This window comes from Vibrio methylphosphonaticus, assembly GCF_023634655.1.
Lineage (GTDB): Bacteria > Pseudomonadota > Gammaproteobacteria > Enterobacterales > Vibrionaceae > Vibrio > Vibrio methylphosphonaticus.
The window spans coordinates 1-26,410 of record NZ_JAMKMS010000015.1 but is presented as its reverse complement, the minus strand read 5'-3'; the positions used below and the strand labels follow the sequence as shown (position 1 = coordinate 26,410).

Here is a 26,410-nt window from a genome sequence, read left to right as displayed (position 1 = left end):
TATGTCTTTTAGCGATCAGAATTTAATCTGGGTTGATCTCGAGATGACAGGACTCGATCCTGAGCAACATAAAATCATCGAAATTGCGAGCATAGTGACTGATAGTCAATTGAACATTCTTGCAGAGGGTCCAGTGATTGCCATTCATCAGCCTGAAGCTGAGCTAGCAAAAATGGATGACTGGTGCACGAATACTCATACGGCGAGCGGACTCGTTTCTCGTGTGACAGAGAGTACGTACACAGAACAGCAGGCGATTGTAGAGACTATCGAGTTCTTAGAGCAGTGGGTCCCTAAAGGGGTATCACCTATCTGTGGGAATAGTATTGGCCAAGATCGTCGTTTCTTATACAAGCACATGCCAGAGCTTGAGGAGTACTTCCACTATCGTTATATCGATGTGAGTACATTAAAAGAGCTGACTCGTCGTTGGAAGCCAGAGGTTTTAGATGGCTTTAGCAAGCAAGGTACTCATCTTGCTCTTGATGATATTCGAGAGTCGATTGCTGAGCTAAAATACTATCGTGGAACTATTTTCTCCATTTAGTTGAATCTTTATCTAAATCGTGGCGGGGCTGATTTGTTCTAGTTTCAAGAAAAATAAGGTATTTTTGTGTGCTTTTTCATCAAAAAGAAAAAAAATGAATGTTTTTTATCGATAGGACTTGCATCACAAAAAAATGCTCTTATAATTCGCAGCCCTGAACGAGGAAACACGTTCAATGCGATACTAGCTCAGTTGGTAGAGCGCAACCTTGCCAAGGTTGAGGTCATCGGTTCGAACCCGATGTATCGCTCCATTTTCCTTTACGGAAAATACAGCTCTCACGGTGCTTAACGGTGATTACAATTCGGACGCGGGATGGAGCAGTTTGGTAGCTCGTCGGGCTCATAACCCGAAGGTCGTTGGTTCAAATCCGGCTCCCGCAACCATATTTAATCAATAGCATTGGCTGTTGATGAGCAAATTCCTTTACTTTAAAAGGAAATGCAGTTCTCACGGTACTTAACGGTGACTACAATTCGGACGCGGGGTGGAGCAGTTTGGTAGCTCGTCGGGCTCATAACCCGAAGGTCGTCGGTTCAAATCCGGCCCCCGCAACCACATTTAATCAATAGCATTAGCTGTTGATATGCGATACTAGCTCAGTTGGTAGAGCGCAACCTTGCCAAGGTTGAGGTCATCGGTTCGAACCCGATGTATCGCTCCATTTTCCTTTAGGAAAATACAGTTCTCACGGTACTTAACGGTGACTACAATTCGGACGCGGGGTGGAGCAGTTTGGTAGCTCGTCGGGCTCATAACCCGAAGGTCGTCGGTTCAAATCCGGCCCCCGCAACCACATTTAATCAATAGCATTGGCTGTTGATATGCGATACTAGCTCAGTTGGTAGAGCGCAACCTTGCCAAGGTTGAGGTCATCGGTTCGAACCCGATGTATCGCTCCATTTTAGCGCAGTTTAACCTTATACAGGTTTAAGTCTTGTTCTGCTTTTAGTAGAACAAGTTTTGTCAGTCGCTATGCTTTCTTGTTGAAAGAAAGCCTAAAGCAGCATTTCATATAAGCAAAGTTGAGAAACTTAGTCCTTTCGCTGCCGCTCTTTCCTAATGCTGAGAAGCATCACTCCAAAAAATTTAGTTAGTTGTAACGTTTTTACCATGTAGACCATCTCGTCTATTAAATGCGTCTACGCTGCTATTCCTGTAGATATTCAACGCTGTGGATATAGGGCGAAGGCCTTTTTCTACGGTGCGCTTACATTTAAATTAACAGACTTATCCACATCTTATTTTGTGTGGATAACTTGGTTGATAAATTGTTTTTACTTGATGTGTTAGTTAAGTGCTTGAAAGATCTTTACAGTAACGGCTGACGGTAAAAATGAGAGATTTACATATAACCACTTGTTTTGAATGGCTTTCTTGTTATTTTTGCGTTGTGTGTTGTTGTGGTTAAATGATCGACAAGTGACATTTATTTGATCCTAGTCATATATTGCATCTGTGTTTAACCTGTTTTCACAAGCACATAGCACGAATGAAATTTATGTTTTTCCACAAATCCAAATATGAGATGTTAGTCAAGAAAATTTATTTGATTTGTCGCTAATGTCGAGATGAGACGGCTTGATTCTATGAATCGCGAGGTAGTCCCTTTTGCACTATCCGAATAAGACGTTGGTTTCTGCTATCAATTTTGCTTAGTGACAATTTATCTTCTTGGGAACGTAACTTTCTCAGTGCCCAGATGATGTGAGTATCCAGCAGCTCGCTTTCACCCTTTAAGCTTTCGAGTAGAGTAATGTAATCTGTTTGGAACGGAGCATTGCCAATTGCAATAATGATGTTTCTTCGCCACTGCTCATGCCCGATACGCCTAATGGCAGACCCTTCCATATTTTTTAAGAATGTAACTTCATCCCAAGCGATCAACGCTTTTAAGTCCGGATCATTGAATACTGGTCGGCGCTGGAAGTCGACTTGCTTGCTGATATCAGAGAATCGATTCCACGGACAGACTAACTGGCAATCATCACAGCCGTAAATTCGATTGCCGATCGCATCTCGAAACTCTTCAGGGATAATGCCATCATACTCAATGGTTAAGTATGAAATACATCGCCTTGCATCGACGACGCCATTCTCTAAGATCGCATTGGTTGGGCATGAGGTTACGCACGCGGTACATTTACCACATTGATTTTCAACAGGCTGATCGATAGGAAGGGGTAGGTCGATAAATAATTCGCCAAGGAAGAACCAAGAGCCAGCGTCGTTGTCGAGTATTAAAGAGTGTTTACCTGTCCATCCTAGTCCCGCTTTTTCTGCCAGCGGACGTTCGAGTACCGGCGCGGAATCGACAAATGGCCGGTACCCTAAGGCGCCGACTTCACTTTCAATTTTTTGGCCTAATTTTTTTAACTTGTTGCGAATGAGTTTGTGATAATCCCGACCCAACGCGTAGCGACTGATGTAGCCAGTATGCTTGTCTTGCAGATTGCTAGCAAAGTGTGCATCTTCAGGTAGATAATTCATGCGCACGCTAATGATACGGCATGTATTGGGGTGGAGTTGATCGGGGTGAAGGCGTAAATCTTGATTTGACTCCATCCACGCCATTTCACCGTGATAGCCAGCTGCCACCCAGTGGTTAAGCGATGTCTCTTGATCTTCTAAGCAGATATCACTAATGCCTGCTTTTTGAAAACCCAGTTCTTTCGCCCACTGTTTGATGTCGTTGGTAAGCTTATCTAAATCCATCACGATCACTCTATTCAAAAAGGACGCGTATTCTATACTCAAATCTGTTTGTATCCAAAGTATGAGTAGAAAAAAGACAGATATCCAAATTTGTGTGGGAAGTTGATGGGTATTTACCATCACTTTGTAGGGATTCACCGCTTTTAATGGTAAATTTTCTAATTACTTACACAACAATGCTTGTCTACAAAAAGCGACACAGTTTACTATTTCACCTCTCAACCGACGTATTCAGAGAAAAATGTGATGAACACTAAAAAATTTGCCTTAGCTGATGAAGCAGCCACTGTTTTAATTGGAACTAAACTCGCTAATCTCTGCTCAAAACAAACAACCATCTATTTACACGGTGATCTTGGGGCGGGAAAAACGACGTTTAGTCGTGGGTTTATTCAAAGCCAAGGGCATCAAGGTAATGTAAAAAGCCCAACGTATACGTTAGTGGAACCTTATCAACTCAAGCAGTGGAATATTTATCACTTTGATTTGTATCGTTTAGCGGATCCTGAAGAACTGGAATTTATGGGGATTCGTGACTACTTTTCCGATGATGCCATTTGCCTAGTGGAATGGCCTGAAAAAGGTGAGGGTGTGTTACCAGCCGCTGATCTTGATATTGACTTGAGGTACGCAGGAGAAGCGCGTGAAATTACATTTACCGCAAACTCTGAATATGGAAATCAGCTCATTAGTCAACTGGAGTTAAATTGATCAATCGTTTGTTTAGTCGCATGAGAGTGCTCATGCTGGCCATCGTCATTCTTTTCCCTACGCTTGCATGGGCGAATAGCCTTGAAGGAATACGGGTTTGGCCATCACCGGATGAGACACGGGTCGTTATTGACCTAAAATCGAAGGCGGATTTTAGTTATTTTTCGTTATCAGGCCCAAGCCGTATTGTGGTCGATCTCAGCAATACAACGCTAAATACTAAGTTACCACTTAATGTGACTGATAGCCCCGTATTGAGCAAAGTAAGAAAAAGTTCGCCACCTAAGAAAGGAACGTATCGCCTTGTTTTTGAATTGAAACAGGCATCAACACCTCAGTTGTTTACCTTGAATCCGACGCCTGGCGGGCAATATGGACACCGCCTTGTTATTGATCTTCCCCATGGGAAAGCGGCTCAGGCGAAACCGGTTGCTGTTGCAAGCAGTAGCAGTAAGACAGCGGTCAGTCGCGATGCGTCACAACTGCGCGGTACGGCCGATATCGTCGTTGCAATCGACGCCGGACATGGTGGTGAGGATCCAGGCTCTATTGGACCGACAAACAAATATGAAAAACATGTGACGTTGAGTGTCTCCAAAAAACTTGCGGCGCAAATAGATGCCATTCCAGGAATGAGGGCGGTACTGACTCGACGTGGCGATTATTTTGTTAACTTGAATAAACGTTCCGACATTGCTCGTAAAAACAAAGCACATCTTTTGGTCTCTATTCATGCCGATGCTTTCCGAACACCACAACCTCGAGGGGCATCAGTATTCGTCTTGAATACCAGAAGAGCGAACACTGAAATTGCACGTTGGGTAGAAAACCATGAGCAGCAGTCAGAATTACTTGGTGGCGCGGGAGAAGCGTTAGCCAAGAATTCAAATGACAAAAACGTCAGTCAAACGTTGCTCGATTTACAATTTAGCCATTCTCAAAAAGAAGGCTATAAAGTCGCGACTAAAATATTGAAAGAGATGGGAAAAGTGGCTCACTTGCACAAGAAAGAGCCCGTCAACGCCAGTCTTGCTGTATTAAAATCGCCAGATATACCATCGGTATTGGTTGAAACAGGTTTTATTTCCAATCCAAGTGAAGAACGTTTGCTGACCACGCGTAGTCACCAAGATAAGTTAGCTCGCGCACTAGCAACCGCGTTAGTCCAGTATTTTGAAGCGAACCCACCAGAAGGCACCTTGTTTGCTAATAAGGGCCAGCAACGTAAGCATACGGTGAAACGTGGCGAGTCGTTATCAGTGATTGCCCAGCAATATGGTTCTTCTGTGTCGTCAATTAAATCGGCGAATAAACTGAAGAGCAATGGACTGGCTGTAGGACAAGTTCTCACTATCCCAGGAAACAGTGCGCCAGTAAAAGTGAGCAGCAAGGTTAATACGGTTGAAACGAAAGTTGTCACACATACTGTGGCGAAAGGCGAATACCTTGGCAAGATAGCGAATAAATACAAAGTGTCGGTTGCTGATATCAAACGTGAAAACAATCTCAAATCGGATACCTTACGACTAGGCCAAAAGCTGAAGATCTCCGTTAGTGTCAAAGATTTGCCTGTCAGAAAGCACACCGTTAAGCGTGGTGAGTTTTTAGGTAAGATTGCATCTCGCTATGACGTTACGATACAAAGCATACGTGATGCAAACAAGTTACGTTCAGATCAACTTGCCGTTGGGCAGGTATTGATTATTCCTAATAGGTAACGTGCAACGTTGACTATGTATAAATTTTTATGACTCGGAGTAGTGGTGTGACAATAAAAATTCTCCCAGCTAGATTAGCGAACCAGATTGCCGCAGGAGAGGTGGTTGAAAGACCCGCTTCGGTGGTGAAAGAGTTAGTGGAGAATAGTATTGATTCTGGTGCGACTCGTATTGATATCGACATTGAAAAGGGTGGCGCCAAGCTCATTCGAGTTCGTGATAATGGAAAAGGCATTGTTAAGGATGAGCTTCAATTAGCACTTAGTCGTCATGCCACATCAAAAATTCATACTTTAGATGACCTTGAGGCGATTGTTAGCTTAGGCTTTCGTGGTGAGGCGTTAGCCAGTATTAGTTCCGTTTCACGACTGACACTGACCTCAAGGCCGGCGGCTCAGGAGCAAGCGTGGAGTGCCTACGCAGAAGGGCGAGATATGGCGGTGAATTTGAAGCCAACCGCTCACCCAATTGGCACAACGGTAGAGGTATTGGATTTATTTTTCAATACACCTGCAAGACGTAAGTTTTTGCGCACCGAAAAAACGGAATTTACTCATATTGATGAGTTATTAAAGCGTATCGCATTAAGCCGTTTTGATGTGTCTATTAACGTTAAGCACAACGGTAAGTTAGTCAGGCAATATCGGGCGGCAAAAAATGAAGCGCAGGCTGAAAAAAGAATTGCATCAGTGTGCGGCGCGGCGTTTGTCCGTCATATGCTCAGAATTGAGTTAGAACACCATGACCTCAAACTGCATGGCTGGATTACCACACCAGAAGGTGGGCGTGCGCAAAACGACCTTCAATATTGTTACGTCAATGGACGGATGATGCGGGATAAGCTGATTAATCATGCTATCCGCCAAAGTTACGAATCGAGCTTGTCTGCGGATCAATATGCCGCCTTCGTATTGTTTATTGAAATTGATCCCCACCAGGTGGATGTTAATGTACATCCTGCTAAGCATGAAGTTAGGTTTCATCAAGCAAGGTTGGTGCACGACTTTATTTATCAAGCGCTAAGTGATGCGTTGGTTCAAGCAAAATCAATAGATTCGCCTCAAGTCTCAACCTCTGGGTTTACCCAAAGTATTAGTGAAGTCAGCGAAAATGAAGCATCAGCAGAGCCGATAAATGAAGATGAACTAAAAAGTCATTCAAAGGCGGTTCCTGTCGCGGAGACGGTGATCGATGCGGTGGCTAATACACCCGCTTACCCGGGGCGGAGTGATTATCGAGCTAGTGTTGAGCCTCAAGCTGATTCTTCTTCTGACAATAGACCGCAGCATAGTATTTCAGAGCGCTCGCCAAGCACTTCTTGGACACCAGAAAAGTCATCGAGTCATACGTCAAATCGTTCGAGCTCTAGAAACGTTGATAAGCCACCAAGTCTTGCAGAAGCAAAAGTGTATCAAGCACTATTGCAAACCCCCGATCTTCCTGTTACTTCCAGTGCTTCAATGGTTGAAGAAAAGCTAGCTCAGGCGGCGACAGAGCGTATTGGTAAGGCTGTCGCAGTCATTGGGTCGCATTATCTCTTGGTTAAGGCAGAGCCTGATTGCGCACTTGTGTCATTGCCTCGCGCTGAATTTTATAAGCTGTTCGCGCAGCTAGACCCCAAGCGGGCTTCGTTGACGATGCAGCCTTTATTGGTACCGCTGTCATTAAAGGTGAATGATAGTCAATTGAAGCTCGTAGAGTCTCAGGTAGAACTTTTGTCATCTTTTGCTATTGATATTAAAATTAGAAACAAGCAAACCGTCATGGTAATGGGGGTTCCTTCGCCTCTTCGGCAGCAAAATTTGCAATTGTTAATTGATGAAATGCTGTCATACTTGGCAACCCTTGAGCAGCATGACCTCAACTCAAATAGACTGAGTCTTTGGTTAGCAAAGAAAGTGCTGCAAGTGAAAAGTCGTTATACATTATCGGAATCTGTTCAGTTACTCAGTAATTTGGAGCAGTTATTCGATGGTAAGCTACCTTTAAGCGATACTAAGTTTGTTCGTCCTGTCGATTTTACGGCCACAATTGCAGCGTTTTCATCATGAGTCAGAAATTACCGTTAGTTTTGTTTTTAATGGGTCCTACCGCATCAGGTAAGACCGATCTTGCGATACGTCTTCGTCAGCAATACCCCGTTGAGATTATCAGTGTGGATTCTGCCTTGATCTATAAAGGTATGGATATAGGCACCGCCAAGCCTGATGCTGATGAGTTGTCGGCGGCGCCTCATCGCCTTATCGACATACTTGACCCAAGTGAAGCGTATTCTGCAGCGGATTTTCGACGTGATGCGTTGGCAGAGATCGCCAAGATACACGCGGAAGGTAAGATCCCCCTTCTTGTCGGTGGCACCATGCTTTATTTTAAGGCGTTACTACAAGGCCTATCTCCTTTGCCCGCTGCTGACCCTGAGATACGTAAGCAGTTAGAGCAAGAAGCGAAAGATAAGGGCTGGCAAGCTCTCCATGATGAACTTATGGCGATTGACCCTGTCTCAGCTAATAGGATCCATCCTAATGATCCGCAGCGTCTTTCACGTGCATTAGAGGTGTATCGAATATCAGGTAAGTCTTTGACTGAACTGACGGAAGTGAAAGGGGAGCCATTACCATTTCGAGTGAAACAATTTGCTGTAGCGCCCAAAGATCGTGCTTTGTTACATAAACGAATTGAATTGCGTTTCGATAAAATGATACAAGCAGGTTTTGAAGATGAAGTGAAAGCATTATATGCTCGAAAAGATCTTCATCCCGATTTACCATCTATTCGTTGTGTCGGCTACCGACAAATGTGGGAATATTTAGATGGGGACTGTAGTTTTGATGATGCGATATTTCGTGGAATCTGCGCTACTCGTCAATTGGCTAAACGTCAGATTACCTGGTTAAGGAGTTGGGAAGATCTGGTTTGGCTGGATAGTGAACACATTGAGAGTTCAATGAAAACTCTCACAGACGCCATAGCATCCGATGGCATTAACTGTGTATAATGTAGACGCTTTTGTATATTTGTACCCAAAAAGGAACTGAGTTTTGTTTTCAAAGTGAATTGTTGTTCTATGATTATAAAACTAACGGGTATTTCATTGGTTTAGCTCAGATGCAAAGGCCACACAACTCGTAGTGTACCAATAGCTAAATAATTAAAATTAAAAATATTAATATAAGGAAAATAAAAATGGCTAAGGGGCAATCTCTTCAAGACCCATTCCTGAATGCGCTTCGTCGCGAACGCATTCCTGTTTCGATCTATCTTGTAAACGGAATCAAATTACAAGGTCAAATCGAGTCTTTCGATCAATTTGTGATCCTGTTGAAAAATACTGTTAACCAAATGGTTTATAAGCATGCGATTTCGACTGTTGTACCTGCACGTGCGGTTAGTCACCACACAGGCGAGCGTCCAGCAAATGATCGCCAACAAGAGAAATCTGAAGATTAATACTCTATCTCGTACAGTAAATATTATAAATAGGAGTTGGTCGCTTGTTTGACCGTTATGAATCCGGTGAGCAGGCTGTTCTTGTTCATATCAACTTCACGCAAGAAGGTGAGTGGGAAGACCTCAATGAATTTGAGATGTTGGTGTCTTCAGCTGGCGTTAACAACCTGCAGGTTGTGACAGGTAGTCGTCAGTCTCCTCACCCGAAATACTATGTTGGCGAAGGAAAGGCTCAGGAAATTGCACAAGTTGTACAATTGACTGGTGCTGATGTGGTGATTTTTAACCATGCACTCTCGCCAGCCCAAGAGCGTAATTTAGAAGGTCTGTGTAAATGTCGAGTCTTGGACCGAACGGGTTTGATTCTTGATATTTTCGCTCAACGTGCACGAACCCATGAGGGTAAGTTGCAAGTAGAGCTCGCGCAATTGCGTCACATATCTACACGATTAATTCGCGGTTGGACGCACCTTGAAAGACAAAAAGGTGGTATTGGCTTACGTGGTCCCGGTGAAACTCAGCTTGAGACTGACCGACGATTACTACGTGACCGAATCAAAACGATTTTACGTCGTTTAGAGAAAGTTGCGAAACAGCGTGAACAAGGCAGACGAGCCAGAAACCGAGCAGAGATCCCGACGATTTCTTTGGTGGGTTATACCAACGCAGGAAAGTCGACTCTGTTCAACTGTATTACTGAAGCGGGCGTGTACGCGGCGGATCAGTTATTCGCAACGTTGGATCCAACACTCAGGAAAATTGAATTGGCTGACGTAGGCACTTCAATTCTAGCTGACACAGTTGGATTTATTCGTCATCTTCCGCACGATTTGGTCGCGGCATTTAAAGCCACACTGCAAGAAACGCAAGAAGCAGACATTTTGTTACATGTTGTTGATGCAAGTGATGACCGTTTTCGTGAGAACATGCAAGCTGTTCATGACGTGCTAGAAGAGATTGATGCTGGTGATGTACCGGCTCTAGTCGTGATGAATAAAATAGACAATCTAGAAGGCCAACGCCCTCGTATTGATCGAGATGGCGAAGGACTACCGAGAACCGTTTGGGTTTCTGCCATGGAAGGGCAAGGAATTGAACTGTTGTTCGAAGCGCTGACTGAGCGCTTAGTGAGCCAAATGGTTCAGTATCAATTGAGAATTCCGCCACAGTATCAAGGTCGCATCCGCAGTACATTTTTCGATATGAAATGTATTCAGCGGGAAGAATATGATACAGATGGTAACTTATTGATTGATATTCGGATGCAACAAATAGATTGGTCTAAACTTGAGAAGAGAGAAGGGGCAGTTTTGAGTGACTTTATCGTTACTTAAAGGACTGCTACAGTATAACGTCATAATAATGATGGAGCTTCCTAATGGCGTGGAATGAGCCTGGTAATAATAATGGAAACAACGGCCGCGATAATGACCCTTGGGGTAATAATAATCGTGATGGCCGCAAGTCCGGTGACCGCAATCAAGGTCCGCCTGACTTAGACGAAGTTTTCAATAAGCTAAGTCAAAAGATTGGTGGTAAGTTTGGCAAGAAAGGTGGCGGTGGCCCATCAATAGGCGGTGGCGGTGGCGCAATCGGCTTTGGTGTTATTGCATTGATTGCCGTTGTCATTTGGTTCGCTTCTGGTTTCTATACCATTGGTGAAGCCGAGCGTGGTGTTGTACTTCGTCTTGGTAAATACGATCGTATCGTTGATCCTGGTCTTAACTGGCGTCCTCGTTTTATCGATGAGTACCAAGCGGTAAACGTGCAAGCAATTCGCTCGTTACGTGCATCTGGTACCATGCTGACTAAAGATGAGAACGTTGTTACTGTAGGTATGGATGTTCAATATCGCGTTTCTGATCCATATAAATACTTGTATGTTGTCACCAACGCAGACGACAGCTTGAGTCAAGCTACAGATTCTGCACTTCGTGCGGTTATCGGTGATGCATTGATGGATAGCATCCTAACAAGTGGTCGTCAGCAAATTCGACAAAGTACACAAGAAACGTTAAATGACATTATCGATAACTACGATATGGGTATTAGCATTGTTGATGTGAACTTCCAATCTGCTCGTCCGCCGACGCAGGTGCAAGATGCATTCGATGATGCTATTTCTGCTCGAGAGGATGAAGAGCGTTTCATTCGTGAAGCTGAAGCTTACAAGAATGAAATTATTCCGAAAGCAACAGGTCGTGCGGAACGTTTGAAGAAAGAAGCACAAGGTTACTCAGAGCGCATTATCAATTCTGCTCAGGGTCAGGTTGCACAGTTCGAAAAATTGTTGCCTGAATACCAAGCGGCTCCAGAAGTTACACGTAATAGACTGTATCTAGATACAATGGAAGAAGTATATTCTAATACTTCTAAAGTGCTGATTGATTCTGAATCAAGTGGCAACCTATTGTACTTGCCGATTGATAAGTTGGCGGGACAAGAGTCTTCAAATAAAGCGCGTAAGCCACAGTCCACATCGGCGTACGATGAAATACCATTGGACGCAAAGTCAACTGACGCACCTGCGAGTTCGACAACTTCACGCGACTCGAACTCACGTCAAGGGAGATACTAATAATGCGTAAATTAGCAATACCAGTATTAGTTGTTGCGTTGGCATTAATGCTGATGTCTTTGTTTGTCATCCCTGAAGGTGAAAGAGGTATTGTAATTCGTTTCGGTCGAGTACTGAGCGATGACAATAATGTATCTCGCATCTACGAACCAGGTTTGCATTTCAAAATGCCGTTGTTTGACCGCGTTAAAACACTAGACGCGCGTATTCAAACAATGGATGGACGTGGCGACCGTTTTGTAACGTCAGAGAAAAAAGATGTAATCATCAATACCTACGTTAAGTGGAAGATTGAAGATTTCCGTCAATACTACCTGGCGACAGGTGGCGGCGATTCACTCACTGCTCAAGCGCTACTAGAAAGAAAAGTGACGGATGTATTACGTTCTGAAATTGGTTCGCGAGAAATCAAGCAAATCGTTTCAGGCCCACGTAATAAAGACGTACTTCCAGATAGTGCAGACAGCGAAGAAGTGACAACTGAAGCCGCTAAACAGGCGCTTGAAATTGACGGTGAGCGTGACAAAATCATGGACAACGTTCTAAGAGATACTCGCGATAGTGCGATGAAAGATCTTGGCGTTAGAGTGGTTGACTTCCGTATGAAGAAAATTAACTTACCAGATGAAATCAGTGAGTCAATTTATCGTCGTATGAGAGCTGAACGTGAATCAGTTGCTCGTAAACACCGTTCTCAAGGTCGTGAAAAAGCAGAAGTTATTCGTGCTCAAGCTGAACTTGAAGTAGCAACGGTATTAGCGGAAGCCGACAAAACAGCGCGTGTAACGCGAGGTGAAGCGGACGCTCAAGCTGCGAAGGTTTATGCCAGTGCTTACAGCAAAGATGCTGAGTTCTATGGTTTCATACGTTCATTGGAAGCATACCGAACTTCTTTTGCAGACAAGAGCGATATCCTAGTTCTTGATCCTAAGAGTGAGTTCTTCCGTTACATGAATGATGCCAATGGTGCACCAGTTAAGTAATTGAAGCAGTAGCATTTTCTATGATAAAAGGCCTGTCTTAGACGGGCCTTTTTCTTATTTGGAGAAAAATATGTCCACATCATTTTGGTTGGCTATTGGCTTAGTATTGATCTTTGAAGGGCTGGGACCCCTATTGGCACCTAAGGGGTGGAGAAGTATGATTGGTCAGTTAGCGTCTCAACCTGATAGCCAGTTGCGGCGTGTCGGAGGATGCTTAGTGGTTGCAGGGGTGGTGATGGTATTTATGCTCTCTTAAACCGAGTTTAGCAAACAAATTACAAATAGATTTTGTTTATAAAAGACAGCTGTTTAGAACTGTGTCGGCTATTAATGTCCAAAAAATGACTGCACAAAGTCACATTTCGATGCTAGAATCCTTTTTTAACTAGCAATCAGATTGGAAAGATGGGAAATAACGTAGTCGTTCTGGGCACCCAATGGGGTGACGAAGGTAAAGGTAAAATCGTAGACCTTTTAACTGAAGATGCAAAATACGTGGTTCGCTATCAAGGCGGTCACAATGCAGGTCACACTCTAGTCATTGACGGTGAAAAAACCGTTCTTCATTTAATTCCATCAGGTATTCTTCGCAATAACGTTAAATGCGTTATTGGTAATGGTGTTGTTCTGTCTCCAGATGCACTTTTAAAAGAAATGAAACCGTTAGAAGAACGTGGTATTCCAGTACGTGAGCGTCTTTTCATCTCTGAAGCTTGTCCTCTAATTCTTCCTTACCATATCGCTATTGACCAAGCGCGTGAAATCGCACTAGGCAAAAAAGCAATTGGTACTACGGGTCGTGGTATCGGTCCTGCTTACGAAGATAAAGTGGCTCGTCGCGGTCTTCGCGTTGGCGATCTTTTCGATAAAGAAATGTTTGCAGAAAAGCTTAAGAAAGTAATGGAATTCCATAACTTCCAACTAGAGCATTTCTACAAAGTTGAAGCCGTAAGCTACGATGAAGTTCTTGAGCAGTGCATGGCTTATGCAGACCTTCTAACGTCAATGGTTATTGATGTTACTGACGAACTTGATGCAGCGCGTAAGCGTGGCGACAAGATCATGTTCGAAGGTGCACAAGGTACGCTTCTAGATATCGACCACGGTACTTACCCGTACGTAACGTCTTCAAACACAACCGCTGGCGGTGTTGCTGCTGGTTCTGGTTTTGGTCCTCGTCACATTGGTTACATTCTTGGTATTACTAAGGCTTACTGTACTCGTGTTGGTTCAGGTCCATTCCCTACAGAATTGTATGATGGTCTAGACAAGCAAGATCCAGTTGGTAAGCACCTAGGCGATGTTGGTCATGAATTTGGCGCAACAACCGGTCGTTTACGTCGTACTGGTTGGTTTGATGCTGTTGCTATGCGTCGCGCAGTACAAATTAACTCTATCTCTGGTTTCTGTCTAACGAAGCTAGATGTATTAGATGGCTTAGAAGAACTGAAAATCTGTACTGGCTACAAGATGAAAAATGGTTCTATCCTAGAAGTTTCTCCAATGGCTGCTGAAGCGTTTGAAGAAGCAACGCCAATTTACGAAACAATGCCTGGTTGGTCTGAAACTACCTTTGGTGCAACATCTATCGAGCAGCTGCCAAAAGCCGCTCTAGATTACATCAAGCGTATTGAAGAGCTAACTGGTGTTTCAGTTGATATCATCTCTACAGGCCCTGATCGTAACGAAACTATCGTTAAGGTTCACCCTTTCGAAGTGTAATTCGACGACCAAATTGATGAATAAAAACCAGCGCTTGCGCTGGTTTTTTTATGTCTAGGGGTTTGCTCTAACTGTGATCTTCTGCCATTTTTTTGACATTATCGTGATTAAATAATGCTCAAGTGGCAAAATTTTGCCGTTTTTTCGTGGTTTCCGTTAAAGTGAGCTCGATGTTTGCCGATAAAATGGGAACAGTGGCTTATTGAAGCTGGAGACGTTTTTGAGATATGAGAGGAATGATATAGTGATGAGGCGACACAAAATAACAACGTTGATTTGTCTGTCGTTACTTGGCACTTTGAAATCGGCTCAAGCAGAAAGCGTGGGTGCGCCAGTTCCAATCTATTCTGAAGATCAGTTGATTACGCTTATTAGTGAAAACCGCCACCTTGCGCGAGTGAAAGCGGATAATTGTCAGCTTGTTGAAGATATCATGGCGCGAGCGACCCGTATTAATCTGCCTTCTTATGAGTTCTTATACGGCGATATGTTGGCGTGGGGCGTTTGTGTTCCTCAGGATGTTGAGCTTGGACTTTACTATATGGAAAATGCTGCTCATCAAGGATTGCCTGTTGCGTTAGAGCAGCTAGGCCGTTATTACTCTCGAGGGACATTTGTTCAAGAGGACAAAGAACGCGCGATCCCTTATTTCCGTGAAGCGGCATCTATGGGTAATATAGATGCAAGGATTCAACTTGCCGAGCTATTATTGCGTGATTATGGTAGTCCAAGAGATTATGAAGATGCCTATCGCTGGCTTTACAATTCCGTGACTCCTGATAATTTGAAGCATAAGCGTATCTCGATGTTACGTCGGGGCTTAGAGTCACGCATGCCACAGAATATTATTGCTCGAGCGAAGCGTCGTAGCAATTTTTGGTAAACCCTGCTGTACGTTTTAGCTAGAGAATGATAAACGATTTCTGTAGCTTATCCCCCCAGTCAGTTATAATCGACCTATACCTCCCCTCAAAATAGGTCTGACTATGTCGAATAAGCCTAGCGAAAATCGTGTCGACGATCCCTTTGCCGAAAGAGAATCTCAAAACTACGAAAACCCCGTTCCGAGCAGAGAGTTCATTGTTGATTTCTTAAAAGGCGTCAATGTCCCAATGAACCGTAACGATCTGTTTGAATCGTTAGGCTTGTCTGGTGAAGAACAATATGAAGGGTTACGTCGTCGTCTACGCGCAATGGAAAGAGATGGGCAGCTCGTCTTTACGCGTCGTCAGTGCTATGCGTTGCCGGACAAATTAGAAATGATCAAGGGCACTGTCATTGGTCATAAGGACGGACATGGTTGGGTGAGACCAGAAGGCAGCCTCAATAAAGATCAAGATGTGTTGCTACCTCATCATCAAATGCGCACTTTGCTGCACGGTGACTTTGTTCTTGTTCAGCCTACGGGTAAGGATAAGCGAGGACGTAAAGAAGGTCGATTGGTTCGAGTACTTGAAGAACGAAAAGATCATATCGTAGGTCGTTTTTTCTTGGAGTATGGCTATGCTTATGTCGTTTCCGATGACTCTCGTATTAGTCACGACATTCTGATTCCAAACGAACATCGTAATGGTGCTCGAATGGGGAATGTTGTAGTCATTGAGGTCACCGATCGTGGCGCGAAGTCAAGAAAAATGGCAGGGCAAGTGGTTGAAGTACTAGGTGAAAATATGGCACCTGGTATGGAAACTCAGATCGCAATTCGAGCTCATCAGATCCCACATGTTTGGCCTGAAGAGGTCGATAAGTATGTCGCACAATTTGGTGAGTCAGTGCCGGAAGAGGCCAAAGAAGGTCGTGTTGATCTTCGTGAGTTACCATTAGTCACGATTGATGGTGAAGATGCTCGAGACTTTGATGATGCGGTGTATTGTGAGCGCAAAAAAAGTGGTGGCTGGCGTTTGTGGGTCGCCATCGCAGACGTGAGTTATTATGTACGAACAGACTCTGCGCTAGATAAAGAAGCGATAAAGCGCGGCAACTCGGTATATTTCCCTTCACAGGTTGTCCCAATGCTACCAGAGGTGCTCTCTAATGGTCTTTGTTCACTAAATCCGCAAGTTGATCGCTTGTGTATGGTGTGTGAGATGACGATTTCAGATACCGGCAAGCTATCGGGTTATAAGCATTACGAAGCGGTCATGAACTCCCACGCACGCCTGACTTATAATAAAGTGAGTGATATCTTAGAAGGTGATACGGAGCTCAGAGAGCGTTACGATCCAGTCGTTCCACATCTCGAAGAGCTGCATCGTATGTATCAAGTGCTAAAAACCGCGCGAGATCAACGAGGTGCTATTGAGTTTGAAACGGTAGAAACCAAATTCATTTTCAACGCGGAACGAAAAATTGACCGTATTGAACCTGTAATTCGTAACGATGCCCATAAGATCATTGAAGAGTGTATGATTTTGGCTAATATCGCGTCTGCTTCATTAGTTGAGAAGGCGAAAGAGGCGGCGTTATACCGAATTCACGAATCTCCAGGGGAAGAACGGTTAACGGGTTTCCGAGATTTTCTCGGTGAGCTAGGTCTGAATTTGACGGGTGGGCTAGAACCCTCTCCAACCGATTACGCCGACTTAATTAAGCAAATCCGTGAACGTCAGGATAAAGAGCTTATCCAGACTATGCTGCTTCGCTCAATGAAGCAAGCGGTCTATAACGCTGATAATTGTGGCCACTTTGGTTTGGCACTAAAGCGTTATGCGCACTTCACTTCACCGATTCGTCGTTATCCTGACTTGTTGCTTCACCGTGCGATTAAGTATCTTATTGCCAAAGAAGCGGGAAGTAACCAAGATCGTTGGACGCCGACAGGTGGCTATCACTATTCCTTTGATGATATGGATTATTATGGTGAGCAGTGTTCAATGACTGAGCGCCGTGCCGATGATGCCACGCGAGATGTATCGGATTGGCTCAAATGTGAATATATGCAGGACCATGTCGGTGAAGAGTTAGATGGCGTTATCGCCAATGTAACGGGCTTCGGTTTCTTTGTTCGCCTGACAGAATTACATATTGATGGATTGGTGCATATCTCCAATCTAGCCAATGATTACTACCAATTTGATGCGGTAGGACAGCGATTAATTGGCGAAAGTTTCGGTGCAATTTATCGTTTAGGCGATGCCGTTAAAGTGAAAGTGTTAGCGGTGAATTTAAACGATAAGCAAATCGACTTTGAATTAGTCGGTACCGATCGTAAGGTACGTGGTAAAGGAAAAACGGCGAAGAAGCGCGTTGCGGAAGCACAAAGCAAAGCCAAAGCGAAGAAGCAAGGTGTCGCGAAAAGCAGACGTTCTGGCAAAGCAACGCCACTAGTCGAGCCAACGAAGCGCCCGGATGGCAAAGAACAGAAGTCGCCCTCTAAGGGTTCAAAAGCAAAACCTGGGAAGGCTCGAAGTAAAAAACCTCGAGCAAAAACCGGCGGCGCAAAAAAGAAATAATATTTCAAGGTTAAAACCATGAGTAATGAATTCATCTACGGCATTCATGCCGTAAAAGCAGTATTAGAGAAAGACCCAGCACGCTTTATTGAAGCTTTTGTTCTAAAAGGTCGTCAAGATGATCGCTTGCTACCTTTGTTGAATGAACTTGGCCAAATTGGTTGTTCTATTCAACAGATGGGCCGAAAAGTACTAGATGACAAAGCGAGCGGTGCGAACCACCAAGGTATTATTGCTAAGGTGAAACCCGCTAAACAGTTAAATGAAAACGATTTAGAAACCATCTTAGCCAGTCACGAGCAGCCGTTATTTTTAATTTTGGATGGCGTGACAGACCCGCATAACTTGGGGGCTTGTTTGCGTAATGCCGATGCAGCAGGCGTTGCGGCCGTGATCGTGCCAAAAGATAAATCAGCGCCATTGACGGCAACCGTAAGCAAAGTAGCGTGTGGGGCCGCGGAGACGGTACCGTTGGTACGAGTCACTAACCTTGCAAGAACAATGCGTGCCATGCAAGAGCATGGAGTGTGGATAGCGGGTACGGCAGGTGAAGCGACGCATGATGTTTATCAAGCTAAGCTAACGGGGCCTCTCGCCATCGTTATGGGCGCTGAAGGGGATGGAATGAGACGACTCACGCGTGAAACGTGTGATGATCTTATTAAGATCCCAATGGCTGGGTCTGTGTCTAGCTTGAACGTATCTGTAGCATCTGGTGTCTGCTTATTTGAAGCTGTGAGACAGCGTTCACTTTCGGTATAAACTTGCTTATAGAAATAAAAGGTCAGCGTATGCTGACCTTTTTAGTAATGCGGAGGGGGTGTTTCTTCCGATGGGTCGGCTAGATTGGGTGAATCCATATTCTTCACTTTGCCAACGACATATTTCATTTGGTCTTGCATCTTGCTGATCAACAGTTGCTGTTGAGTAAGCGCATCGTTGAGTTCTTCAATGGTCTGTTCTTGGAATGCAATTTTGCACTCCATATCATTGATTCGTTCTTCTAGTGTTTCGTAACGCTCTTTAGTCATTTGATCACTCGTTAAGGGACCACGCCTGCACAACACCAGCAGAGGAGGCGGAGAGTACCTGTTGGTTATTTTTGAAGGCTGCATCATACACTACCCCTCTTGGTGGGCGCACATCTTTTAGCATCTCTACGTCATAGCTTTCGAGTTTTTTTCCTGAACTCGTGTCCCAAATCATTAAGCGTGAAGATGGCGAACCCGTCGCTAATCGATGACCGTCATCAGAGAATCGAGCGGCTGAAAAAATCAGTTGCCGTGACCAACTGCTCAGCTGACTTATTTTTGATCCCGTCTTTAAATCCCAAATAATAGCGTTGTTACCAGTGTCAGCGGTGAGAGCGTAAAGACCATCACGCTGCAACTCCACCGTGCCAACGCGCTGTTCATGAGGGAAGTGATGCAGAATCTGCCCCGATTCAGTACTCCAGAAATAGGCGTTGTGATCGTTTCCACCTGTGAGGGCATACTTTGCGTTTGGAGATAGGGCCACAGAATTCACTTTTTCCACATGAGCAAGGAACTCTAATCGTCTTCCGGTGACTAAATCGATGAAAATTGCCTTACCGTTACTTAATCCAAGTAAAACTTCTTCGCCATTGTTTCCAATCGCGATGTCTTGGATTAAACCGTCAGCGATAGACCATAAGCCTGTTGACTGAGACCAACCCAGGTCCCAGATAGCAAAGTTGGTTTGAGTAGCAGTAACGGCAAAACGACCATTGTCGGAAAACCGAATAAGTGAAATGATGTTTTCGTTAGGATCTTGGATACCAAGTTTAGCAAGTAATTGATTATCTTGGAGGTCCCACAGTTGCAAATGTTGCTGTTTAGAGTACAAAAGTGCAAATCGTGCATCTCGGCTAAGCGCGAGGCTCGTTGAGCCTTCTAACGCTAGATCCCAGCGTTTCTCTGCGGTATTGGAGAAAAAGCAGCCATTTAACAGAGTGATGACAATTAAGTACACTACAGAATGAGATATTATTCGCATCATTACCGATATTCCACATTGAGTCTTGAGCCTAAGCGAGTATATTTATAGTTCTTGTATGATTTAAATAGTGACTATATTTAAATAGTTACGCATAGCGTCTCGAAAAACAAGACGAATAGCTTCGACTAGCTGCTAAATCTATAGCGTGTCCATAAATTGGAGAAAAGAATGAAATCGATATTTAAAGTGTCGCTACTTGCAGCGACGGTTATGTTGGCAGTAGGTTGTCAAAAAGAAGAGACGAAAGCAGAGCCAGCAGCACAAGAGCAAGTGCAAGCAGAAACAGGCACAGCGGTTCACTTTAAAACGGAAGATGACAAAGCCGCGTATGCAATCGGTGTTTCTTTTGCAACTTACCTAAGCACTAGCATTGAAAAGCCAGCAGAATTTGGCATTGAGCTGAAAAAAGAATTGGTACTTAAGGGTATTGAAGAATCATTTGCTGGCAAAGAAACCTTGTCAGAAGATGAAATCAGAGCGGCACTAGAAGGTCTTGATAAACGCGTTGCAGAAACAATGCAGCAACAGGCTGTTGAAAAAGCAGCAGCAGCACAGAAGGCTGGTGATGATTTCCGCGCTGAATTTGAGAAACAAGAAGGCGTAATCAAAACTGAGTCAGGTCTTCTTTATCAAGTAGAAACAGCGGCAACGGGTGAGCAACCTAAAGAGACAGATACGGTTGAAGTTCACTACAAAGGAACTCTGATTGATGGCACTCAATTTGACAGTTCTTATGAGCGCGGTCAGCCTGCGGCGTTCCCTCTAAATCGCGTTATTCCAGGTTGGACTGAAGGCGTTCAACTCATGCAAGTGGGATCAAAATACAAGTTTGTTATCCCACCAGAGCTTGCATATGGTGAACAGGACACACCAACGATTCCAGCAAACTCAACGCTTGTTTTTGAAGTGGAATTATTAAAAATTGATGGTGAGAGCACCGAGGCTGCTCAATAATTAAACGCAAAAAGCATATTAAGGCTCACATAGGTGAGCCTTTTTTTCGGTTTGATTTTCACAAACGGAAAAATACTGCACTTTTTTTGCCCTAAATCACTTGTTGAAGACTTACTTAAGTGAGTACTTCAAATTATCTGATAAACTTACATCAATTTTTTTAGTATCGAAGGTCAAAGCACTGTGACTGACATGGTTAACGCCGATATGCTGCTTGAAATGGAATCCGTCGATGTGGCGCCATTCACTGAGCATGACAAAATCATTCTTAAATCTTATGAAGCAGTGGTTGATGGGCTAGCAAGTCTCATTGGCCCGTTTTGTGAAATTGTTTTGCACTCGCTGGAAGACTTAAATACCTCAGCGATTAAAATAGCGAATGGAGAAAATACGGGCCGCCAAGTAGGCTCTCCAATCACGGACCTCGCGCTGAAAATGTTAAAAGATATCGAAGGTTCAGAGCGAAACTTCTCACGTTCTTACTTTACTAGAGCAAAGGGTGGGGTATTCATGAAATCCATCACTATTGCTATTCGTAATGGTGATAACCGTGTTATCGGTTTACTGTGTATTAACGTTAACCTCGATGCCCCATTTTCTCAGGTTCTACAGTCTTTCATGCCAACACAAGAGGCAAAAGATGCAGCATCATCAGTTAACTTTGCCAGTGATGTGGAAGAGTTGGTCGATCAGACGGTAGAGCGCACAATCGAAGATATTAACGCCGATAAGTCAGTGTCGAATAATACCAAAAATCGCCAGATAGTTATGGAACTCTACGACAAAGGTATTTTTGACATTAAAGATGCGATCAATCGTGTAGCCGATCGTCTTAATATATCGAAACACACCGTTTATCTGTATATTCGCCAGCGCAAAACTGAGGACGAATAATCGTGACCAGTTTAACCTACACGTTGGTTGTGAATGGCTCAGTGTACGGTGGTCAGTCTGCTCGTAGCGCCTACCTATTTGCATTAGCACTGATTGAAAAAGGTCATAGACTTACCAGCGTGTTCTTTTACCAAGAAGGGGTGCACAACGCGTCTCGATTAACCGTGCCCGCCAATGATGAATTTGACTTAGTCTCGGCATGGCAAGCGTTATCCAAAACACATCACGTCCGTTTAGAGACGTGTGTCGCTGCATCATTAAGACGTGGTGTCGTTGGTGAGCAAGAGTCTGCCCAACATCAGTTGAATGGCGAGAACCTTGCCGATGGCTTTGAGCTAGCAGGATTAGGAAGTCTGGCGGAAGCCATGCTGACCCAGGATAGAGTGGTGCAATTTTGACAATGCTAGGATTTGTATTCACGTCAATGCCTCATACCAGCGCCAAGGGTAGGGAAGGTTTAGACGCGCTGCTCGCGGCTTCTGCTTACTGTGATGACATAAAAGTGTTCTTCGTTGCTGACGGAGTCAATCAACTACGTAGCAAGCAAGACCCAAAACAAGTGTTATCCCGGGACTACATCAGCGCATTCAAGCTACTCGAGCTTTATGATATTGAGCAAGTTTACGTGTGCCAACAAAGCGTGACTCGCTTTGGTATCAGTCCTCAGGAACTCATCACCGATTGCCATGTCGTCACGCCTGAGGTTATCTCAGCCCAAATGGCATCGTGCAACAAAATACTGACTTACTGAGGCCATTTATGCTGCATATAATTAAGAATGAAGCGGGCTTAAACCGAGCGAAAGAATACGCATCAACTCAAGATGCGATGATATTAATCCAAGATGCGACTTATTTAGCCAGTTTGTCCATTCCGGTCTCCAATCGCGCTATGTTTGTTTTACATGAAGATTTACAAGCGCGAGGTCTGGGTGAGAATGTGTTGAAGTCTGTGCAAGTCATAGATTTTAAAGGGTTTGTCTCTTTGACTGAACAGCATGAGAGCAGCATTACTTGGGATTAATATACCTTTTTTGCTTGTTTTGATGAAAATTTTTACACCCTCCGCATAAAAAAGATCTGTATATTTCTTGACACACATCCCACTGCTGCATAGAATTTTGCGTCCCTAATTGCCATTGGTGATTGGGGTTAGATTTTTCACAAAGCTTACTTTCAAGTAAATCAGGAGCTATTTAATGGCAACTATTAACCAGTTGGTTCGCAAGCCTCGTGTAAAGCAAGTTGTTAAAAGCAACGTGCCTGCACTGGAAGCGTGCCCACAAAAACGTGGTGTTTGTACTCGTGTTTACACTACGACACCTAAAAAACCTAACTCAGCGCTTCGTAAAGTATGTCGTGTTCGTCTAACGAACGGCTTCGAAGTGACTTCTTACATTGGCGGTGAAGGTCACAACCTTCAAGAGCACAGTGTTGTACTAATCCGTGGCGGTCGTGTAAAAGATCTTCCGGGTGTACGTTACCACACTGTCCGCGGCGCACTTGACTGTGCTGGTGTAAACGACCGTAAGAAAGGTCGTTCTAAGTACGGTGTGAAGCGTCCTAAGTCTTAATGGATTCCGTTAAGTAAGGCCAAACACTAAATTATTTTTAATTTTTGAAGAAACTGTAAAGTTTTGGATAACCTGAAAAAGACAACGGAGAATATCCATGCCACGTCGTCGCGTAATTGGTCAGCGTAAGATCCTTCCAGATCCTAAATTCAAATCTGAATTGCTGGCAAAGTTCGTTAACATTCTTATGGTTGACGGAAAAAAATCTACTGCAGAGAAGATTGTTTACACTGCACTAGAAACTATGGCTGAGAAATCTGGTAAAGATCACTTAGCTGTATTTGAAGAAGCTCTTGAAAATGTTCGCCCATCGGTAGAAGTTAAATCTCGCCGTGTGGGTGGTTCAACTTACCAAGTACCTGTAGAAGTTCGTCCGGTTCGCCGTAACGCTCTTGCTATGCGTTGGGTAGTTGAAGCTGCGCGTAAGCGTGGTGAAAAATCTATGGCTCAACGTCTTGCAGCAGAAATGCTAGATGCGTCTGAGAACAAAGGTACTGCGGTTAAGAAACGTGAAGACGTTCACCGCATGGCTGATGCTAACAAAGCATTCGCTCATTACCGCTGGTAATACCTTTACAGTGCTGCGAGTCTCCCTCGCAGCGCTTTTCTTTACTCTAAGGTTCACCTTAGTAAGAGGATACAATCGTGGCTCGTAAAACTCCTATTGAGCGCTATCGTAATATCGGTATCGTTGCTCACGTAGATGCAGGTAAAACAACCACAAGTGAACGTATTCTGTTCTACACTGGCTTATCTCACAAAATCGGCGAAGTGCACGATGGTGCTGCTACCATGGACTGGATGGAGCAGGAGCAAGAGCGTGGTATTACGATCACATCTGCTGCTACTACAACTTTCTGGCGTGGTATGGAAGCACAATTCCAAGATCATCGCGTTAATATCATTGATACCCCTGGACACGTAGACTTTACTATCGAAGTAGAACGTTCTCTTCGTGTGCTTGATGGGGCAGTGGTCGTATTTTGTGGCTCGTCTGGTGTTGAACCGCAATCTGAAACTGTATGGCGTCAAGCTGATAAATACAGTGTTCCTCGTATGGTATTCGTCAATAAGATGGATCGTACGGGTGCAGACTTCCTACGCGTTGTAGACCAAATTAAAAATCGTCTTGGTGCAAATCCTATTCCTATCCAACTTAATATTGGTGCAGAAGAGGACTTTAAAGGTGTCATCGACCTTATCAAGATGAAAGCAATTAACTGGAATGAAGCCGATCAAGGCATGACCTTCTCTTATGAAGAGATTCCAGCTGATATGCAAGATGAAGCGGAAGAGTGGCGCAACAACTTAGTTGAAGCGGCGGCGGAAGCGAACGAAGAACTCATGGACAAATATCTTGAAGAAGGCGAGCTCACAGAAGCCGAAATCAAGTTCGGTCTACGTACTCGTACACTAAATAACGAAATTGTACTCGCAACATGTGGAAGTGCATTTAAGAATAAAGGTGTGCAAGCGGTACTAGATGCAGTTGTAGAGTATCTTCCATCTCCAATTGATGTGCCTGCAATCACAGGTGTTGATGAAGAAGACAATGAAGTAGAACGTCATGCTGACGATAACGAACCATTTGCTGCATTAGCATTCAAAATTGCAACCGACCCGTTTGTCGGTACATTGACGTTTATGCGTGTTTATTCTGGTGTGATTAACACTGGTGATGCCGCGTACAACGCAGTGAAACAAAAACGTGAACGCTTTGGCCGTATCGTTCAAATGCACTCGAATAAGCGTGAAGAAGTAAAAGAAATTCGCGCGGGTGACATTGCAGCAGCGATTGGTCTGAAAGACGTGACAACAGGTGATACCCTTTGTGACCAGAATCATAAAGTGATTCTAGAACGCATGGAGTTCCCTGAGCCCGTTATTCAGATTGCCGTTGAGCCTCGCTCACAAGCGGATCAAGAAAAAATGGGTATTGCGCTTGGCAAATTAGCTGCGGAAGACCCGTCGTTCCGTGTGGAAACAGATGATGAAACTGGCCAAACGCTAATTTCAGGTATGGGTGAGCTTCACCTAGATATCATCGTAGACCGCATGAAACGTGAGTTCAGTGTTGATTGTAACGTGGGTAAACCTCAGGTTGCTTATCGCGAAACTATTCGTGGCAGCACAGAAGTCGAAGCCAAGTTCATTCGTCAATCTGGTGGTCGTGGTCAATATGGTCATGTATGGCTTAAGCTTGAGCCATCAGAGTTAGGTGAAGGATTTGTTTTCGTAGACGAAATCGTTGGTGGTGCTGTTCCTAAGGAATACATCAGCTCGGTATCGAAAGGTATCGAAGAACAAATGAATAACGGTGTATTAGCTGGCTATCCTATCTTGGATATCAAGGCGACATTGTTTGATGGTTCGTACCACGATGTCGACTCAAGCGAGATGGCGTTTAAGATCGCCGGATCGATGGCCTTCAGGAAGGGTGCGCTTGACGCGCAGCCAGTTCTTCTTGAGCCTATGATGAAAGTTGAAGTAACCACACCAGAAGATTGGATGGGTGATGTCGTTGGTGATATTAATCGCCGTCGCGGTATGATCGAAGGTATGGATGATGGCCATGCAGGCTTAAAAATTGTCCGTGCCCAAGTTCCACTATCTGTGATGTTTGGTTACGCAACTGATCTACGTTCTGCAACACAAGGTCGTGCGTCATACTCGATGGAATTCAGCGAATATGCTGAGGTTCCAAAGAATGTGGCCGATGCGATTATTGCACAGCGTAGCTAATCAGCTATTGTTTAATAACGAATCTATTGCGTTGATGAAAATTGACGCATAAAATAGCAATTTCTGGCGCGCCTCGAATTTAATTGCTTTTCGGGGCGAATCATAACTAGGAAGGAACACGATCGTGTCTAAAGAAAAATTTGAACGTACGAAACCGCACGTAAACGTTGGTACTATCGGCCACGTTGACCACGGTAAAACAACTCTAACTGCAGCTATCTGTACTACTCTAGCTAAAGTATACGGCGGCGTAGCGAAAGACTTTGCTTCTATCGATAACGCTCCAGAAGAGCGCGAGCGTGGTATCACAATCGCTACTTCTCACGTAGAGTACGATACTCCTGAACGTCACTAT

26 protein-coding genes and 6 tRNA genes are annotated in these 26,410 nt (G+C 44.2%); 29 read left to right on the top strand and 3 right to left on the bottom strand.

The annotated features are described in order from the left end of the window. Nucleotide 1: 1 nt before the first annotated feature. The 7 genes from orn to M9196_RS16730 all read left to right on the top strand — a co-directional run bounded on the left by orn (nt 2) and on the right by M9196_RS16730 (nt 1,449). Nucleotides 2-547 (top strand): oligoribonuclease, encoded by a 546-nt coding sequence (gene orn, locus M9196_RS16760; RefSeq protein ID WP_250618665.1) that lies wholly within the window; start codon nt 2-4, stop codon nt 545-547. 177 nt (nt 548-724) lie between these two features. Continuing rightward, nucleotides 725-800, top strand: a tRNA-Gly gene (locus tag M9196_RS16755). 56 nt (nt 801-856) lie between these two features. Then, a tRNA-Met gene (locus M9196_RS16750) sits at nt 857-933 on the top strand. Between the two features lie 95 nt (nt 934-1,028). After that, a tRNA-Met gene (locus M9196_RS16745) sits at nt 1,029-1,105 on the top strand. A gap of 30 nt (nt 1,106-1,135) precedes the next feature. After that, nucleotides 1,136-1,211, top strand: a tRNA-Gly gene (locus M9196_RS16740). 55 nt (nt 1,212-1,266) lie between these two features. Continuing rightward, nucleotides 1,267-1,343: transfer RNA gene (locus M9196_RS16735), tRNA-Met, on the top strand. A 30-nt stretch (nt 1,344-1,373) separates the two neighbouring features. Then, nucleotides 1,374-1,449, top strand: a tRNA-Gly gene (locus tag M9196_RS16730). A gap of 685 nt (nt 1,450-2,134) precedes the next feature. On the opposite strand, the gene queG is transcribed toward M9196_RS16730, so the two are convergent. Then, nucleotides 2,135-3,262, bottom strand: coding sequence for a tRNA epoxyqueuosine(34) reductase QueG (queG, locus tag M9196_RS16725; protein WP_250618664.1), 1,128 nt, complete (start codon nt 3,260-3,262; stop codon nt 2,135-2,137). A gap of 246 nt (nt 3,263-3,508) precedes the next feature. Here queG and tsaE point away from each other — a divergent pair, with 246 nt between their 5' ends. The 13 genes from tsaE to rlmB all read left to right on the top strand — a co-directional run bounded on the left by tsaE (nt 3,509) and on the right by rlmB (nt 18,635). Then, nucleotides 3,509-3,973 carry a tRNA (adenosine(37)-N6)-threonylcarbamoyltransferase complex ATPase subunit type 1 TsaE gene (gene tsaE / locus M9196_RS16720; protein WP_250618663.1) on the top strand — a complete coding sequence of 155 codons (465 nt, stop codon included), beginning with the start codon at nt 3,509-3,511 and terminating at the stop codon, nt 3,971-3,973. A 32-nt stretch (nt 3,974-4,005) separates the two neighbouring features. After that, nucleotides 4,006-5,691 (top strand): LysM peptidoglycan-binding domain-containing protein, encoded by a 1,686-nt coding sequence (locus M9196_RS16715; protein WP_250618662.1) that lies wholly within the window; start codon nt 4,006-4,008, stop codon nt 5,689-5,691. A gap of 47 nt (nt 5,692-5,738) precedes the next feature. Continuing rightward, entirely contained in the window at nt 5,739-7,742 is a 2,004-nt protein-coding gene (mutL, locus tag M9196_RS16710; RefSeq protein WP_250618661.1) for a DNA mismatch repair endonuclease MutL, read from the top strand. Next, nucleotides 7,739-8,686 (top strand): tRNA (adenosine(37)-N6)-dimethylallyltransferase MiaA, encoded by a 948-nt coding sequence (gene miaA / locus M9196_RS16705; RefSeq protein WP_250618660.1) that lies wholly within the window; start codon nt 7,739-7,741, stop codon nt 8,684-8,686. The genes mutL and miaA overlap by 4 nt, the downstream gene beginning before the upstream one ends. Nucleotides 8,687-8,874: 188 nt before the next feature. Next, nucleotides 8,875-9,138, top strand: coding sequence for an RNA chaperone Hfq (gene hfq, locus M9196_RS16700; protein ID WP_250618659.1), 264 nt, complete (start codon nt 8,875-8,877; stop codon nt 9,136-9,138). Between the two features lie 44 nt (nt 9,139-9,182). Continuing rightward, entirely contained in the window at nt 9,183-10,472 is a 1,290-nt protein-coding gene (gene hflX / locus M9196_RS16695) for a ribosome rescue GTPase HflX (protein ID WP_250618658.1), read from the top strand. A gap of 44 nt (nt 10,473-10,516) precedes the next feature. Continuing rightward, entirely contained in the window at nt 10,517-11,716 is a 1,200-nt protein-coding gene (gene hflK, locus M9196_RS16690) for an FtsH protease activity modulator HflK (protein ID WP_250618657.1), read from the top strand. Nucleotides 11,717-11,718: 2 nt separating this feature from the next. Further along, nucleotides 11,719-12,699 (top strand): protease modulator HflC, encoded by a 981-nt coding sequence (gene hflC / locus M9196_RS16685; protein ID WP_250618656.1) that lies wholly within the window; start codon nt 11,719-11,721, stop codon nt 12,697-12,699. 70 nt (nt 12,700-12,769) lie between these two features. Then, the gene (locus M9196_RS16680; RefSeq protein ID WP_250618655.1) at nt 12,770-12,955 is read left to right on the top strand and encodes a DUF2065 domain-containing protein; all 186 of its coding nucleotides are present in this window, start codon (nt 12,770-12,772) and stop codon (nt 12,953-12,955) included. Nucleotides 12,956-13,104: 149 nt separating this feature from the next. Then, on the top strand, nt 13,105-14,421 hold the full coding sequence (locus tag M9196_RS16675; RefSeq protein ID WP_250618654.1) for an adenylosuccinate synthase: 1,317 nt from the start codon (nt 13,105-13,107) through the stop codon (nt 14,419-14,421). 244 nt (nt 14,422-14,665) lie between these two features. Further along, nucleotides 14,666-15,304, top strand: a complete 639-nt coding sequence (motX, locus tag M9196_RS16670; protein WP_406707697.1) for a flagellar protein MotX — start codon at nt 14,666-14,668, stop codon at nt 15,302-15,304. 103 nt (nt 15,305-15,407) lie between these two features. After that, the gene (gene rnr, locus M9196_RS16665; protein ID WP_250618653.1) at nt 15,408-17,873 is read left to right on the top strand and encodes a ribonuclease R; all 2,466 of its coding nucleotides are present in this window, start codon (nt 15,408-15,410) and stop codon (nt 17,871-17,873) included. Between the two features lie 18 nt (nt 17,874-17,891). Continuing rightward, nucleotides 17,892-18,635: a 23S rRNA (guanosine(2251)-2'-O)-methyltransferase RlmB gene (gene rlmB, locus M9196_RS16660; protein ID WP_250618652.1), complete on the top strand. Its 744-nt coding sequence runs from the start codon at nt 17,892-17,894 to the stop codon at nt 18,633-18,635. Between the two features lie 41 nt (nt 18,636-18,676). Here the strand turns inward: rlmB and M9196_RS16655 are convergent, their stop codons facing one another. Then, nucleotides 18,677-18,904, bottom strand: coding sequence for a SlyX family protein (locus M9196_RS16655; protein ID WP_250618651.1), 228 nt, complete (start codon nt 18,902-18,904; stop codon nt 18,677-18,679). Nucleotides 18,905-18,908: 4 nt separating this feature from the next. Further along, entirely contained in the window at nt 18,909-19,889 is a 981-nt protein-coding gene (locus M9196_RS16650) for a WD40 repeat domain-containing protein (protein WP_250618762.1), read from the bottom strand. Between the two features lie 171 nt (nt 19,890-20,060). Here M9196_RS16650 and fkpA point away from each other — a divergent pair, with 171 nt between their 5' ends. The 9 genes from fkpA to M9196_RS16605 all read left to right on the top strand — a co-directional run. Then, on the top strand, nt 20,061-20,846 hold the full coding sequence (gene fkpA, locus M9196_RS16645) for an FKBP-type peptidyl-prolyl cis-trans isomerase (protein ID WP_250618650.1): 786 nt from the start codon (nt 20,061-20,063) through the stop codon (nt 20,844-20,846). 192 nt (nt 20,847-21,038) lie between these two features. Then, entirely contained in the window at nt 21,039-21,740 is a 702-nt protein-coding gene (locus tag M9196_RS16640; protein WP_250618761.1) for a helix-turn-helix transcriptional regulator, read from the top strand. Nucleotides 21,741-21,742: 2 nt separating this feature from the next. Beyond that, nucleotides 21,743-22,138: a sulfurtransferase complex subunit TusD gene (gene tusD / locus M9196_RS16635; RefSeq protein WP_250618649.1), complete on the top strand. Its 396-nt coding sequence runs from the start codon at nt 21,743-21,745 to the stop codon at nt 22,136-22,138. After that, nucleotides 22,135-22,491 (top strand): sulfurtransferase complex subunit TusC, encoded by a 357-nt coding sequence (gene tusC, locus M9196_RS16630; RefSeq protein WP_250618648.1) that lies wholly within the window; start codon nt 22,135-22,137, stop codon nt 22,489-22,491. Before tusD ends, tusC begins: the two co-directional genes overlap by 4 nt. 8 nt (nt 22,492-22,499) lie before the next feature. Further along, the gene (tusB, locus tag M9196_RS16625; protein ID WP_250618647.1) at nt 22,500-22,763 is read left to right on the top strand and encodes a sulfurtransferase complex subunit TusB; all 264 of its coding nucleotides are present in this window, start codon (nt 22,500-22,502) and stop codon (nt 22,761-22,763) included. A 175-nt stretch (nt 22,764-22,938) separates the two neighbouring features. Next, entirely contained in the window at nt 22,939-23,313 is a 375-nt protein-coding gene (gene rpsL, locus M9196_RS16620; protein WP_017035800.1) for a 30S ribosomal protein S12, read from the top strand. Nucleotides 23,314-23,410: 97 nt separating this feature from the next. Next, entirely contained in the window at nt 23,411-23,881 is a 471-nt protein-coding gene (gene rpsG / locus M9196_RS16615; RefSeq protein ID WP_102471084.1) for a 30S ribosomal protein S7, read from the top strand. 77 nt (nt 23,882-23,958) lie between these two features. Continuing rightward, nucleotides 23,959-26,055: an elongation factor G gene (gene fusA / locus M9196_RS16610; RefSeq protein WP_250618646.1), complete on the top strand. Its 2,097-nt coding sequence runs from the start codon at nt 23,959-23,961 to the stop codon at nt 26,053-26,055. A 124-nt stretch (nt 26,056-26,179) separates the two neighbouring features. After that, the coding region (locus tag M9196_RS16605; RefSeq protein WP_250618645.1) for a GTP-binding protein at nt 26,180-26,410 on the top strand (231 nt) is incomplete at its 3' end.

What these genes read in the sequence shown, in the direction of transcription:
- orn (WP_250618665.1), top strand. Translation starts at nt 2, where the DNA reads ATGTCTTTTAGCGATCAGAATTTAATCTGGGTTGATCTCGAGATGACA.
- queG (WP_250618664.1), bottom strand. Translation starts at nt 3,262, where the DNA reads ATGGATTTAGATAAGCTTACCAACGACATCAAACAGTGGGCGAAAGAA.
- tsaE (WP_250618663.1), top strand. Translation starts at nt 3,509, where the DNA reads ATGAACACTAAAAAATTTGCCTTAGCTGATGAAGCAGCCACTGTTTTA.
- M9196_RS16715 (WP_250618662.1), top strand. Translation starts at nt 4,006, where the DNA reads ATGCTGGCCATCGTCATTCTTTTCCCTACGCTTGCATGGGCGAATAGC.
- miaA (WP_250618660.1), top strand. Translation starts at nt 7,739, where the DNA reads ATGAGTCAGAAATTACCGTTAGTTTTGTTTTTAATGGGTCCTACCGCA.
- hfq (WP_250618659.1), top strand. Translation starts at nt 8,875, where the DNA reads ATGGCTAAGGGGCAATCTCTTCAAGACCCATTCCTGAATGCGCTTCGT.
- hflK (WP_250618657.1), top strand. Translation starts at nt 10,517, where the DNA reads ATGGCGTGGAATGAGCCTGGTAATAATAATGGAAACAACGGCCGCGAT.
- hflC (WP_250618656.1), top strand. Translation starts at nt 11,719, where the DNA reads ATGCGTAAATTAGCAATACCAGTATTAGTTGTTGCGTTGGCATTAATG.
- M9196_RS16680 (WP_250618655.1), top strand. Translation starts at nt 12,770, where the DNA reads ATGTCCACATCATTTTGGTTGGCTATTGGCTTAGTATTGATCTTTGAA.
- M9196_RS16675 (WP_250618654.1), top strand. Translation starts at nt 13,105, where the DNA reads ATGGGAAATAACGTAGTCGTTCTGGGCACCCAATGGGGTGACGAAGGT.
- rnr (WP_250618653.1), top strand. Translation starts at nt 15,408, where the DNA reads ATGTCGAATAAGCCTAGCGAAAATCGTGTCGACGATCCCTTTGCCGAA.
- rlmB (WP_250618652.1), top strand. Translation starts at nt 17,892, where the DNA reads ATGAGTAATGAATTCATCTACGGCATTCATGCCGTAAAAGCAGTATTA.
- M9196_RS16655 (WP_250618651.1), bottom strand. Translation starts at nt 18,904, where the DNA reads ATGACTAAAGAGCGTTACGAAACACTAGAAGAACGAATCAATGATATG.
- M9196_RS16650 (WP_250618762.1), bottom strand. Translation starts at nt 19,889, where the DNA reads ATGCGAATAATATCTCATTCTGTAGTGTACTTAATTGTCATCACTCTG.
- fkpA (WP_250618650.1), top strand. Translation starts at nt 20,061, where the DNA reads ATGAAATCGATATTTAAAGTGTCGCTACTTGCAGCGACGGTTATGTTG.
- M9196_RS16640 (WP_250618761.1), top strand. Translation starts at nt 21,039, where the DNA reads ATGGTTAACGCCGATATGCTGCTTGAAATGGAATCCGTCGATGTGGCG.
- tusB (WP_250618647.1), top strand. Translation starts at nt 22,500, where the DNA reads ATGCTGCATATAATTAAGAATGAAGCGGGCTTAAACCGAGCGAAAGAA.
- rpsL (WP_017035800.1), top strand. Translation starts at nt 22,939, where the DNA reads ATGGCAACTATTAACCAGTTGGTTCGCAAGCCTCGTGTAAAGCAAGTT.
- rpsG (WP_102471084.1), top strand. Translation starts at nt 23,411, where the DNA reads ATGCCACGTCGTCGCGTAATTGGTCAGCGTAAGATCCTTCCAGATCCT.